We start from the raw sequence: 13,179 nt of genomic DNA, 5'->3' as shown, positions 1-13,179 counted from the left end.
GGGGACGACCTTGAATCGATTCGGTTCTACAGATCCATTCATACGTAATGAACGCGAAGCATGGATTGTTGCTCGGGCCGACCAGCTCGGAGCGAAATTCGCGGAAAGAGCACCCAAGCATGATCTGGAGGGATCGTTTCCGTTCGAGAATTTTGAAGACCTGAAGGCATCCGGTTATCTGAAGCTGACCGTGCCGGAATCCTTCGGCGGAGAAGAAGCCTCCGTCTACGAGATGGTGCTTGCCCAGGAAAGGCTTGCCCGAGGGGACGGGTCCACTGCGCTGGCCGTCGGCTGGCATATTGGGCAAATGCTGCAGCTGCGTCTTTCCGGTGCCTGGCCGGCGCCGTTATTTGAGAAGCTGTGCAAGGACGTTGTGGCCGAAGGCGTCGTCATGAATGAGCTGGCAAGCGAGCCTGCGACGGGAAGCCCCAGCCGGGGCGGAAGGCCGGAGACGACTGCACGGCGGGTGACGGGTGGCTGGAGCATTACGGGACGTAAAACCTTCAGCACATTAAGTCCGATTTTGAAGCAGTTTGTTGTTACGGCGGGAATGGAGCACAGCGAGAAGGTTGGTGCATTTCTGGTTCGCAGCGGGCCCGGTGTCAAGGTTGAGGAGACCTGGAATACGCTGGGCATGCGGGCGACAGGAAGCCATGACGTGATTCTGGAGGATGTATTTGTGCCGGATGCGGAAGTGATCCGTGGACTTGATTATGAGAAACCTGAGGAACCCGTACCTACAGAAGGCGTCCTGCTTCACATACCGGCATGTTATATGGGGATTGCCTATGCCGCGCGCAATTTTGCTATCGATTTTGCACGACATCATAAACCGAATTCATTGACAGTCCCCATTGCGGAATTGCCGAATATTAAACGCCAGATCGCTCAAATCGAGGTGGATCTGCTCACAGCCCGAAGCTATTTGTATCAAACGGCCGACCGCTGGGACAAGGAAGTGGAGAACCGCGCTTCGCTAAAGCCCGAACTCGGTCTTGCCAAATACATCGTGACCAACGCAGCGGTTCGGATTGTAGATCAGGCTATGCGGATAGTCGGTGGATTAAGTCTATCCCGGAATCTCCCCTTGGAGAGAATGTACAGGGATGTTCGGGCAGGGCTTCATAACCCGCCAATGGACGACATGGTGCTGACTAACCTGGCCAATCGGGCCATTCAGGAAGCTGCGGATGAGGGGGATGAATGAAGGCCCTCCATAATAGGTTAGGCAATATGGAATTGCATGCTATATGATCATGAAGAGAATGGATGAACATGAACTGCCGGGAGGCCATCCCCGGTGGTTTTTTTGTGCAGGATCAGCTGGTTTTCTACGTTGTCGACCCCGCATTCAGCAAACCTTCAGCTAGGCCTAAGCCTGGCATAATCTTCCCCTAAGTTTACTTTCAGCTTCCTTCTCTATACTTCAAATGGTAAGACAAACTATAACCCTGAAGGAGAGATTACGATGAATCCGATAAGTAAAAAAGTATTAGTGGGCAGCATGGCGGCAGCGATTGCGCTGGGAGGAGCCGGATATCTGCAGAGCAAGACCTACGCCGCGGCAAGCACGGACACTTCCGCCTCGGTTACTGAAGAAGGGCAGACAGGCACATCTGATTCCGTAAAGAAATGGGAGGGTAAGCGGATGGATCATAAGGGAGGAGGTCCCCGCGGAGGCAACATCTTGAAAGAAACGGCTGAGCTGCTCGGATTGACCGAGGCCGAGATCCGAACGGCGCTTGAAGGCGGCAGTACATTTGCCGAGATTGCCGAAGATAAAGGGATGACGAAAGCTGTATTGGTACAGAAGCTGACCGAGCTGGAGACCGCCAAGATTGAGGAACGTCTGAGCGAAGGCAGTATTACGGAAACCGAAGCAGCCGAGTGGAAGGAGGGGCTAAGTGCCCGTCTGGAGCAAATGGTGGCGAGCAGTGATCCCGGTTTTGGGATGAAAGGTCATGGCAGAGGGGGGCATGGCTTCGGGAAATTCGGTAATCCGGAGGAAATAGCCGCCCTGCTCGGTATAACGGAGGACGAGCTCAAGGCAGGCATGGAAGATGGTAAATCGTTGGTCGAGCTGGCTGCCACCAAGGGAATTACAGAGGAGCAGCTGCTGCAAAAGCTGAAAGATCAAATGACCGAGCCCTTGAAGCAGTGGATTAACGAGAAGCATACGGACGCGGATAAATCAGGAGCTGCTGCTAAAACCGATACCGAAGATGAAGCGGTATAACGTGTATCATTTGCTTGAAACAGGTGCGGTTACGCTAAGATAATGGATGCTGCCCCGTCGCTATTCATGATAGAGGTCGCCGGCTATCCTATGGGGCGAGTTTTCAGTCAGTCCTCCACCTTGTGTGGGGGACTTTTTGGTTTGGCTCTGAATTTTTTTCGCGCAATGTGTTGACCTTAACGTTACGTGAAGGTGTACAGTGGTGTTGTCAGGAGGTGAAACCATGGAATACACGGTGCAGAAGCTTGGGAAGTTGGCAGGAATCAGTACCCGGACGCTTCGGTATTACGATGAGATTGGCATTCTGAAGCCGGCCAGGATCAACTCGTCGGGATATCGGATTTATGGGCAGGAGGAGGTCGATCAATTGCAGCAGATCCTATTTTACCGGGAGCTCGGGCTTCATCTGGACGGTATCAAAGAAATTCTGACCTCGCCATCCTTCAACAAATCCCGGGCGCTCCAGGAACACCATGCACAGCTTCTGGACAAAAGAAAGCAATTGGATATGCTGATTACCAATGTGGAGAACACGATCGCCTCCACGGAAGGGAGAATGACCATGAGTGACCAAGAGAAATTCGAAGGATTCAAACAGAGGTTGATTGAGGACAATGAGCAGAAATACGGTAAGGAAATTCGCACGAAGTATGGCGAAGAGACTGTGAATAAATCGAATGCCAAGCTGAGAAATATGACGCAGGCACAGCATGATGAGGTGACGCGGCTCGCGGAGGAGCTGTACGAGACGCTGGCCGAAGCGTTCAAGCAAGGCGATCCGGCCAGCGATCTGGCGCAGAAGGCAGCCGATCTTCACAAGCGGTGGCTCACTTATTATTGGAACGATTACAGCAAGGAAGCTCATGCTGGCCTTGCCCAGATGTATGTCGACGATGAGCGCTTTACGGCCCATTACGATGAGAAGCATCCCGGAACTGCGGAATTCCTTCGGGATGCGATTCTGATCTATACGGGCGCAAAACCTCCATCCATATAAGGCAAGCTGAAGAGAGTTGCCCTGCTCTGATTGCAAGTCCCTCTCACTGTTGTTAACACGCAGTGGAGAGGGACTTCTCTTATATGGAAGGCCAAGAAGAACCTGCGCTGTTCATCAAACCCCTGATTTCCACAATTAACCTCTTGTATTTAAGGGGGAAGTAATGGTTAGATGAAAATTGGACTATTTTTCACAAACCTACACCATGGGTGATGACTTATATAGCGAGGGTAGAATATGGATCAAATTGTACAGCATACCGTTAATATCTTTAATGATTTTCTCTGGTCTAAACTGCTCATCGTATTGCTGATTGCGGTTGGCCTGTATTTCACAGTGGGGACCAGATTCCTGCAGTTTCGTTTGATCGGTGAAATGCTCCGGGTAATCCGCGAACCCAAAAGTAAAACAAAGGGCAGTATTTCGCCCTTTCAGGCATTTGCCATCAGTATGGCGGCGCGTGTCGGGACAGGGAATATTACGGGGGTTGCTCTGGCCATCTCCCTTGGCGGCCCCGGGGCAGTGTTCTGGATGTGGATTATTGCGATTATCGGGTCAGCCTCAAGCTTTATCGAGAGCACGCTGGCTCAGATTTATAAAGTAAAGGACGGAGCGGGCGGTTATCGTGGCGGTCCGGCCTATTACATGCAGCAAGGATTGAAGAAACGGTGGATGGGTGTGCTGTTTGCAATCCTGATCACGTTATCATTCGGCCTTGTCTTTAACGCGGTTCAATCCAATACCATTACGATTGCCTTCGAGAATTCATTTGGCGCGGATCGTTTAACCATTGGGATCATCATGGCGGTTATATTTGCGGCGATCATCGTTGGCGGAGTGAAGCGGATTGCCAAAATGTCGGAGCTGATCGTTGTTGTATTGGCCGTGGTTTATGTCGGTGCGGCGCTCTTTATCGTACTAGCCAACATTACCAAACTGCCGGAAGTGTTAGTTCTTATTGTCAAAAGCGCGTTCGGCTATGAGCAAATCGCTGGCGGGACTATCGGTGCGGCGCTGCTGAACGGAATCAAAAGAGGCCTGTTCTCCAACGAAGCGGGAATGGGGAGTGCACCGAACGCCGCAGCAACCGCAACGACAAGCCATCCTGCGAAGCAAGGGCTGGTGCAGGCGCTTGGTGTGCTGATCGATACGCTGGTTATATGTACAAGCACGGCCTTCATTATTCTCTTCACCGGCGCGTACAAGCAGACCGGGCTTGACGGGATCGCGCTGACGCAGGCTGCCCTGGGTATGGAGATGGGAGCGTGGGCGTCCGACTTCCTGGCGATTATGATCTTCCTGTTTGCGTTCAGTACGCTGATCGGCAATTATTACTACGGGGAGACCAACATCGAATTTTTGAAGTCGAACCGGGCTTGGGTTTGGATCTATCGGGTAGCCGTGCTGGCTATGGTCATTTTTGGTTCGGTTACAAGCGTGAAGCTGGTGTGGGATCTGGCGGATTTATTTATGGGATTGATGGTCATCGTAAACCTTGTGGCGATCACACTCCTTTCCCGGAAGGCCTTCGCTGCGCTTAAGGACTACTTGAAGCAGAAGCGGGCAGGTCTGGATCCTGTCTTCACCAAGGACAGCATTCCAGGGCTCCATGATGTGGAGTGCTGGGATGGACAGAACATGTCGTCCTCTGAAGCGCAATAATAGATGAATGAATGTGGAATCGTCATGGCAGCAGCATTTGTTGCGGCTGTGACGATTTTTTTATTTTTAACTGTAACAATTGCGCGTTCAAACCGTTGTCTAGGTGAGAAGGGGAGGCGTAGAAGTATGCGCAATGATGAGGATCAGGAGAAGCAAGTGCTCCGGAACGGGGATTTCGAGGATGAACAGCCCGAGTGGAGCGAGAAGAAGTTTAACCGGATGGTGTGGCGGACGCGCGTGAGGCTGTTGTCGAATGCGGTGGGAGCGCTGCTGCTGTTCTATCTTTTGTACGTGCTGTATTTGTCGCTCAGTCAGATATTTTTTGATACCCCGGAGAGGAATGATACGTTTATCCGGTCTGTTATCACGGCGGTAGAGCTGCATGGAAACGGCGTTAAGGTGGAGAAAACGGGTCTTCCGAATGTTGAGGTTACGCCCCTCCTGACCCAGAAGGCAACGCTGAAGTTATATAGAGATATCGGGGGATGGCAAGTCATTACCGGTGAGGTTCGAGCTGAGCAGCCATTGTTTGGCGAGTTGACGTATTCCGTTGAAGATACCGGGGCTTATCTGAATAGTGACAGTGATATGCAGGGGGCATTTATTCTGCCTTCATCGATTATGTCTGAACAAACGACGCCGCCTGATCAACAGCGCAAGGAGGAGGGGATCGAGCAATTAGGCAGAATGGATGACGGAAATGTAGCGGATATGTCATTTTCAACGATGACTTTAATGCAGCCCGAGCAGCTGCTGAAACTTCTGGAAGGTTATGACCTGGCTGTGACGGGAATGCCGGTATATGCGGGAGAGCTTAAGGAATTCGAGGTTGGTTCAAACATTGCCGGTGGCAAAGACTATTATGTTCCGCACCTCACCCTAAGGCCCCTGTACGCGTTCGAGGAGGACAATCGACTGTCTATGTGGGGGCTCTATTTTACAGCTGAGGATGTAGGCAAGATGTCGGAGCATACTGCGAATATGATCTCCGACCTCAAATGGCTGACCGAGAGCATTCAATACAACGGTGTGGGCATAGACAAACAGCGGCTGGCATATTTGGAGAAACATGGGGTTCAGGTTTACGGCGCTACCGTGACGGGACCTGTGCGGGAGCTGGAGAAGCTGAAGGAGCAGCCGCAATTCCGGGAATTCCGCTTGGGCCGCATCGAGGTTTGGAATTGGGATTAGGTTTGAAAACGATAAAGAGGAGGCATTCATGGAGGGCCTCCTCTTTTTGTTAATGTAGATACGTGAAACAGCCAAGATGACGAAGAATCTAGCACAGGTCTTACATTACGTTAAATATTTATCCCGGAGAATATTCAGGTGGTGAAGCTCATGACCTGCAATGACGTAAGCGGCAGCGCGGGCGGAGAGGGGGTAATTGTTGAACGTGCCCTCGCGCAGCAGCGCTTCCTCCGTCAAACTTCCTATGAGCGTAATGCTGGACTGCCTGACAGCGGCGTAATCTTTAAGGGCTTCTCTCAACGGAAGACTGCCGAAGGGAGAATTCCGGACAAAAATTTCGCGGTCATAACCCGAGAATTCACGGGCATCCCCCCGCGCAATGTAGAGGATGCGGTAGTTCCACAAGCGCTCAACATCGGCGATGTGCCCAACCACCTGTTTTAAGCTCCATTTGCCTTCTGCATACTTGTAATTGGCTTGTTCTTCCGTCAGATCGCTGAGCGATTTTAACGTTTCATCATGCTGCTGCTGCAAAATCTCCGTGATGCTGCCCTCAGGGACCAGAGAGACGTACGGTTCAGCGAGGGGCAAATACTCATGAGAATCAGGCCTTGTATTCATAACAAGTTCCTCCAGATCAATTAATAAGGGCTCACGTTAAAACTATGCAGACAGGTTCAAATGAATGAATGAAAAGGTCAGGTTGCTTGCGCCCAGATCAGGTGGATAATGCCGTTCCAGTAGCGTTCTGTCTTAACGACCTTCAGCGCCGAGGCATCCACGATCTCGATCATATCCCGATTATAATGACAGCCGGATATCCGCCGTGCCGCCGGATTGAGCAGATGCTGCGCATAGCCGAGCAGCCGGTTCGTGCTCATGCCATGCTCCAGCAGGTAAATGCGGCCGCCGGGTTTCGCCCAGCGGTTGATTTGATTGAGTGCTTTGACCGGATCTTTATAACCGCATAATGAAAGGGTAGAGACCACGCAGTCAAAAGATCGTTCCGGAAGCTCCAGCGTCTCGATGTCCTGCTCCTGGAAAGTCACCTGGATGCCAAGTTCAGAGGCCATCTGCCGTGCCCGGCTTAACATCTCGGGACTGAAATCGACTGCCGTTACGTCCACCTTGCTTCTATTATAAAAGGGGAAGTTGGCACCGGCGCCAACAGCGACTTCAAGCACATGTCCCTCGACATCCTGAAGAAGCCGTTGTCTCCATTCACCGAGGCTGCGCTGTCTTGTATTCCTCTCATATCGAGCAGCCTGCTTGTTGAACTTCCGGATGAGGGAATTCTTATTCACGCGGGATTCTCCGGGCCACGCCGGTTTTGACGGCGGCTTTTACGACAAGATCACGTATGGCTTTTACAACGTTCTGGTTGAAGACACTAGGAATGATATAGGATGGGTTGCGTTCCTCGTCCGATACGGCCGATGCAATGGCTTCGGCAGCTGCCAGCTTCATTTCCTCATTAATCGTGGTCGCTCTGCAGTCAAGAGCAGCACGGAAAATACCCGGGAAGCAGAGGACATTATTAATTTGGTTCGGATAATCCGAACGCCCGGTTGCGATCACCCCGACGATATCTTCCACCTCTTCGGGTCTGATCTCCGGCGTAGGGTTTGCCATTGCAAACACAATCGGATTCTCGGCCATGGCTTGTACGTCCTCGCGGCGCAGCAGACCGCCGGCAGAGAGTCCAATGAACACGTCGGCGCCTTGAATCACCTCGCGTAAAGTACCTTCAACCTTATTCGGATTCGTATGCTCGGCATACCATTGCCACATCTTATTGCCGTATTCCTTCCCTGCAACCAGGGCGCCTTCGCGGTCGACACCGATGATGTCTTTAACGCCGGCCGACATCAGGATTTTACTGCATGCTATACCAGCCGCGCCGATGCCGCACACCACCACTCTGACGTTATCAATCGATTTGCCGACAATTTTCAGGGAATTGATGAGTGCGGCATACAGAACGACTGCTGTACCGTGCTGATCATCGTGGAATACCGGAATATCCAGCTCATCGCGCAGTCTTTGCTCAATCTCGAAGCAGCGAGGGGAGGAGATGTCCTCCAGATTAATGCCGCCAAAAGCCGGAGCCAAAGCTTTGATGCAAGCGATGATCTCTTCCGTATCCTGAGTATCCAGACAGATGGGGAAGGAGTCTACGCCGGCAAACTGCTTGAATAGCATGGATTTCCCTTCCATGACCGGCATGGCCGCATAAGGGCCGATATTTCCCAAACCGAGTACTGCGCTGCCGTCCGAAATAACAGCCACCGTATTTCTTTTAATCGTCAGTGTGAAGGCTTTTTTCGGGTCCTCCTGAATGGCTGTACACACCCGGGCCACATCTGGTGTATAGACACGGGATAGATCATCCCGGTTTTGAATTGGAATTTTGGGCTGGGTCTCGATTTTGCCGCCGAGATGCAGCAGGAATGTACGGTCTGAAACGTTGACGAGACGAACCCCTTTTAATTCCTTCACGCTATTTGTGATCTTGCCGATATCAACGCTGTCCGTTACCGTAATGGTAATATCCCGCACGGTGATGTTGCCGCTCGCCTGAATGACGTCGATAGCGACCATGTCTCCTCCAGCTTCGAATATCGCGGATGCGACCTGACCGAATTTAATCTCTTGAGTATTCATTTCCAGCCTGAGGATGATGCTTTTTCCGCCGAGTCCGTTGTTTTCCATTGCTACCTCCAAATGTTTGATCATTTTTGTAATGCCAAGGTATGTAATTGTGCAGAATGTTAACGTTATCATAGTTCGCTGAGCAGGGGGCGATTTCCTGTTTAGCAACCAAGAAACCGTGATATATATAAGAAGAATTTATTGGAAAAAGACGATCGCACAAAGTATAATCGAAGCATCATAATATGAAGGGGAGATCTGCTGTGAATGCCCGAATCGAAGAGCTTGAGAAGCGTTTAACCACCCAGCACCATAAAGACCTGTTTCTTCAGATGAAACATACACTGAAGGCAGTCGATGATTTGGCCGAACAGCACCGGGTCTACCAGGCCGTTCAGGCACTTAGTGGTACGCGTATCGTAGGGACGGAGGAAAATGTGTATTTTGACACGTTGAATCAGGTCAAGGAACAGATTGTGCATACCCTGGAGCTTACCATTGAGGATTTGGAGCACAAAGGCGATAAACATTACAAGAAGCACTTTAAGGACGGAGTCGAATAATGCAGTTCCGTTCTGCCCGGCAGTACGAATGGACTGGATGTTTGGAACGAAAGCATGAATCCTTATGGGAGGCATGCTTTTTTTGTGATCTTTTTCAGCAAAAAATGCGCTTTTTCATTACATAACAAGTTACATATTTATCCAATTTCATTGATATGTGTAATAAATCGTTGATTAGTATTATGGGATACCGATTCCATATGCTTTAAAATAATTATAGCACTGGTAAAGCTTGGACATTCGCTTTTTGATTATATCTCCAAGTTCAGTCAATTCAGATCGCAACACTTGTCTAAATGAAGGGAGGTGGGAAGCGCAGCCCGGAGGTTGTGGAAACGCTTTAATTATAAATTCAACATTAAGAGGAGGAAATATTGTATGACTTTAAGTTTGCCGAACAAAGCTTGGCTCAAAAATCTGATTATTGCTGGTTCCACGATGTTATTGATGGCTTTATTCATGGTTTTATTTGCAGATAAGGCTTTTGCCCACGGGTATGTCGATTCTCCGGGAAGCCGCGCCATTCTGTGTAAGCAGGGGCAAAACACCGATTGCGGGGCAATCGTGTATGAGCCGCAAAGTTTGGAAGCCCCTAAGGGCTGGCCAAACGCTGGTCCTGCTGATGGCAAAATCGCCAGTGCAGGCGGTGTGTTCCCTAAACTTGATGAGCAATCTGCAACACGCTGGAGCAAAGTAAGCATTACCCCGGGAACCAAAACGTTCCAATGGCATTTGACAGCCAACCATGCGACGGCAAGCTGGAAATACTACATCACGAAAGACGGCTGGAATCAAAATGCTCCACTGAGCAGAGCTTCCTTTGATCTGACGCCTTTCTGCTCCATTGACTACGGCGGTGCTAAACCTCCAACAAACTATGCTTCCACTTGTAACGTCCCTGCTAAATCCGGATACCATGTAATCCTGGCTGTATGGGAAGTAGCTGATACACCTAATGCTTTTTATAACGCGATCGATGTTGACTTCGGTGGCGGCGGCGGAACTCCGAATCCAGGCGTACCGGCACCGACGGGACTGACTTCCCCATCCCAAACAAGCAGTAGTGTTTCCTTGGCCTGGACAGCTTCCACAGGGGCTTCCAGCTATGAAATCTACCGTAACGGAACACTTGTGGGTACATCCACTACAACGTCTTACAACAATACAGGTTTAACTGCAGGCACGTCTTATACGTATACTGTGGTAGCTGTTAACAGCTCAGGCAGCAAATCCTCCGCATCGGCACCGCTTACGGTGTCAACGTCCGGAGGCTCAACGGCCTACCCGGCTTGGAGTGCAACAGCTGTTTATACCAATGGCAATAAAGTCAGCCACAATGGCGTGAACTATGAAGCGAAATGGTGGACACAAGGTGAAACTCCTGGATCTGCCGAAGTATGGAAAGTAATCCCTTAACCAACAGTACGAGAGGATCCGGCGTCCTATGACTGCCGGATCTTTTTTTATGCAATGGCAGAAACGGCCAAACTTTACTTTTGTTATGAGAATGCTATGATATGAAGGTAAGAAGGCGGCATTTTGTTAGAACGAGAGGAGAATCATGTTAAAGACGGATTATGTTGATGTACTGACCGTAATATCCACGAAATTATATGATTCTGCAGCTAGAGTGATCCAGACTTCCAGCCGATTAATGCAGGCCAATACCTTCTGCATCGCACTGAACGACCGGCATACAACAACCGTTTTGAAATCGTTTAACCGGGAAACGATTATGCTTGAGGAAGGCTTGATCGTAGCGAACGAGGATTCCTATTGTCATCTTGTTATTGAGAAATCGGAAGGACCGCTTGTGATACCGAATAATTTGACGCATGCGTTGACCAAGGACATGGATGCCACGCGGTTTGTTGGCGGATGCTCGTTTATGGGCGTTCCGATCGTTACAAGCTCGGGCGAGATCTATGGCTCTTTGTGTGCTTTCGATCATAACTTTTACGAGTACAGCCAAGAGGATATCGATTTGCTGTTATCACTCTCGGCATTCTTTGGAGATATGCTTGAATTGGAGTCCACCATCGATGAATTGAAGCAGATGGAAGATGAGAACGACCGAATTTTGCAAGAGAAGTCAGAGCTGCTGGCCGTGATGAGTCATGAAATCCGCACTCCGATGAACGGGATTATGGGGATGTCGGCATTGCTGCAGTTGACCTCGCTTGATGAGGAGCAGAGGGAATATGTGGAGCTGATTGAGCAGAGCAGCGAATCGCTTCTCTCCATGATCGAACATATCCTGGAGTATTCCAAGGTCGAGAATACCAAGATGGAGCTGGTTATGGAGCCGTTTTACCTCCGTCCGCTGATGAAGCAGGTGACCAGCCTATTTATGAATGACGTGCAGCGTAAGGGGATCCGACTCCATGTCGTTATTGGCGATGAAGTGCCTGAGAAGGTGACAGCAGACGCCAATAAGATTAGGCAGGTGCTTATCAATTTGATCTCCAACGCCATCAAATTCACGAGTGAAGGAGAGGTATCGGTCGCTGTTGGAATCTCTCCAGAAACGCAAGCCATCAAGATATCCGTTCGAGATACGGGAATAGGCATTCCAGCTGACCGGAGACATCGCTTGTTCAAGTCCTTCTCTCAAGCCCACCATGCTGAAGTGACCAGAGAATACACCGGAACGGGTCTTGGCCTGTCGATCTGCAAACAGCTAACGGAGCTGATGAATGGTCGAATCTGGCTGGAGGAGACTTCTGGCGAAGGAGCATGTTTTACCTTTACAATCCCTTTAATAGGCATGATGGAACCGGTAAATACATGATTTCATAATAATAAATAGGAAAGCTGCTGGCTGGCAGCAGCTTAATCAGGGCACCCATACGGGTGCTTTTTGTGTTTTTCGCAGGTGAACCAAGAGGAAACCATCCTTAAGCCCGGTATACCGTGATGCCCCGTTCTTGAAATGGCTTAATATCCGAGTCGGATGCCGAAGCGCCGGTTACAAGGGTGTGAATGGCGCTGTTGGGTGCAACGGTGTGCAGGGATAGCTTGCCAATCTTGCTGTGGTCTGTGACAACAACGATCTCACCGGCAGCCTGAATCATGCTCTGCTTGGCCGGGACGAGCAGTGCCTCCGGGTGCATTAAGCCATACTGCGGATGCAGGGCAGGGGTCCCGATGAACGCTTTTTCCACATGCAGTGATTTCAGCACATGATCGGTGAACATGCCATTCAGCATATAACTGGACGGGTAGAGCTCCCCGCCGGTCAGAATAACCTTGATGCCTGGAGCATCGCGAAGTTCGACAGCCACGTTCATGTCGTTGGTAATGACGGTAATGTCCGAGCGGTGTACCAGATGTGTAGCAATATGAAGGGTAGTTGTCCCCGAATCAATGATGATATTCTCGCCGTCCTCCACAAGTGATGCCGCGAGCTGGCCAATCCGAATCTTCTCATCCCGATGAAAGTTGGTTCGTTCATTAAATGATGGCTCGTTATGCGTCCATTGCTCCATGATGACGCCGCCGTGCGTACGCTTTAAAGCGCCTTCCTGTTCAATCTCCGCCAGATCCCGGCGGATGGTGGCCGTATGAACGCCGAATTCCGATGCCAGTGCAGCAACCGTTGCCGTACGGTATTGTCTTACATAATCAATGATTCTTTTTTTTCGTTCATGTGCCAGCAATCGATGATATCTCCCTTCCTATTAAGACGATGAATGAATTAGATGCGTTTGTACATACAATGCGCACTTTTGCTCTTTTATGCTTATGGATTCCATGTCTCTACAGTGTACCCTCACTATGTTAACGCAATGTTAAACCCCTTGATGCTATGCGAATTTACAAAATCCGTACGAAGGCCTAACACTCCCCTAATATTGCAGATTTACAATCAAACTAAA

General features: G+C 50.1%; 12 protein-coding genes. 8 read left to right on the top strand and 4 right to left on the bottom strand.

Features of this window, described 5'->3' with window-relative positions:
* The first annotated feature begins 10 nt into the window (after positions 1-10).
* From B9D94_RS24945 to B9D94_RS24925, 5 genes are all read left to right on the top strand, one after another.
* A complete protein-coding gene (locus tag B9D94_RS24945; protein ID WP_006208115.1) occupies positions 11-1,207 on the top strand; it encodes an acyl-CoA dehydrogenase family protein in 1,197 nt (398 codons plus the stop codon).
* A 261-nt stretch (positions 1,208-1,468) separates the two neighbouring features.
* Positions 1,469-2,236, top strand: coding sequence for a hypothetical protein (locus tag B9D94_RS24940; protein WP_148248243.1), 768 nt, complete (start codon positions 1,469-1,471; stop codon positions 2,234-2,236).
* 223 nt (positions 2,237-2,459) lie between these two features.
* Positions 2,460-3,233, top strand: a complete 774-nt coding sequence (locus B9D94_RS24935) for a MerR family transcriptional regulator (RefSeq protein WP_148248241.1) — start codon at positions 2,460-2,462, stop codon at positions 3,231-3,233.
* A 237-nt stretch (positions 3,234-3,470) separates the two neighbouring features.
* Complete coding sequence (locus B9D94_RS24930) at positions 3,471-4,895, top strand: alanine/glycine:cation symporter family protein (RefSeq protein WP_148248239.1); 1,425 nt, start codon at positions 3,471-3,473, stop codon at positions 4,893-4,895.
* A 126-nt stretch (positions 4,896-5,021) separates the two neighbouring features.
* Positions 5,022-6,086 (top strand): anti sigma factor C-terminal domain-containing protein, encoded by a 1,065-nt coding sequence (locus B9D94_RS24925; protein WP_253806039.1) that lies wholly within the window; start codon positions 5,022-5,024, stop codon positions 6,084-6,086.
* Between the two features lie 105 nt (positions 6,087-6,191).
* On the opposite strand, the gene B9D94_RS24920 is transcribed toward B9D94_RS24925, so the two are convergent.
* The 3 genes from B9D94_RS24920 to B9D94_RS24910 all read right to left on the bottom strand — a co-directional run bounded on the left by B9D94_RS24920 (position 6,192) and on the right by B9D94_RS24910 (position 8,798).
* Complete coding sequence (locus B9D94_RS24920) at positions 6,192-6,707, bottom strand: DinB family protein (RefSeq protein WP_063478532.1); 516 nt, start codon at positions 6,705-6,707, stop codon at positions 6,192-6,194.
* Positions 6,708-6,784: 77 nt separating this feature from the next.
* Positions 6,785-7,390, bottom strand: a complete 606-nt coding sequence (locus B9D94_RS24915; protein WP_006208121.1) for a class I SAM-dependent methyltransferase — start codon at positions 7,388-7,390, stop codon at positions 6,785-6,787.
* Positions 7,383-8,798, bottom strand: coding sequence for an NAD-dependent malic enzyme (locus B9D94_RS24910; RefSeq protein ID WP_006208122.1), 1,416 nt, complete (start codon positions 8,796-8,798; stop codon positions 7,383-7,385). The genes B9D94_RS24915 and B9D94_RS24910 overlap by 8 nt, the downstream gene beginning before the upstream one ends.
* Positions 8,799-9,001: 203 nt before the next feature.
* On the opposite strand from B9D94_RS24910, the gene B9D94_RS24905 reads away from it, so the two are divergent.
* The 3 genes from B9D94_RS24905 (at position 9,002) to B9D94_RS24895 (ending at position 12,092) form a co-directional block, all read left to right on the top strand.
* Positions 9,002-9,301, top strand: a complete 300-nt coding sequence (locus B9D94_RS24905; protein WP_036638865.1) for a hypothetical protein — start codon at positions 9,002-9,004, stop codon at positions 9,299-9,301.
* Positions 9,302-9,679: 378 nt separating this feature from the next.
* A complete protein-coding gene (locus B9D94_RS24900; RefSeq protein ID WP_006208124.1) occupies positions 9,680-10,717 on the top strand; it encodes a lytic polysaccharide monooxygenase in 1,038 nt (345 codons plus the stop codon).
* A gap of 145 nt (positions 10,718-10,862) precedes the next feature.
* The gene (locus B9D94_RS24895; RefSeq protein ID WP_148248237.1) at positions 10,863-12,092 is read left to right on the top strand and encodes a sensor histidine kinase; all 1,230 of its coding nucleotides are present in this window, start codon (positions 10,863-10,865) and stop codon (positions 12,090-12,092) included.
* A gap of 106 nt (positions 12,093-12,198) precedes the next feature.
* On the opposite strand, the gene B9D94_RS24890 is transcribed toward B9D94_RS24895, so the two are convergent.
* Entirely contained in the window at positions 12,199-12,960 is a 762-nt protein-coding gene (locus B9D94_RS24890; protein ID WP_036638670.1) for a DeoR/GlpR family DNA-binding transcription regulator, read from the bottom strand.
* Positions 12,961-13,179: the final 219 nt, after the last annotated feature.

Origin of the sequence: Paenibacillus sp. Cedars (assembly GCF_003184205.1) — a bacterium.
Taxonomy (GTDB): Bacteria; Bacillota; Bacilli; order Paenibacillales; family Paenibacillaceae; genus Paenibacillus_AQ; species Paenibacillus_AQ glucanolyticus.
The sequence above is the reverse complement of the archived record's forward strand: the minus strand, read 5'-3'. Positions and strand labels throughout refer to the sequence as shown.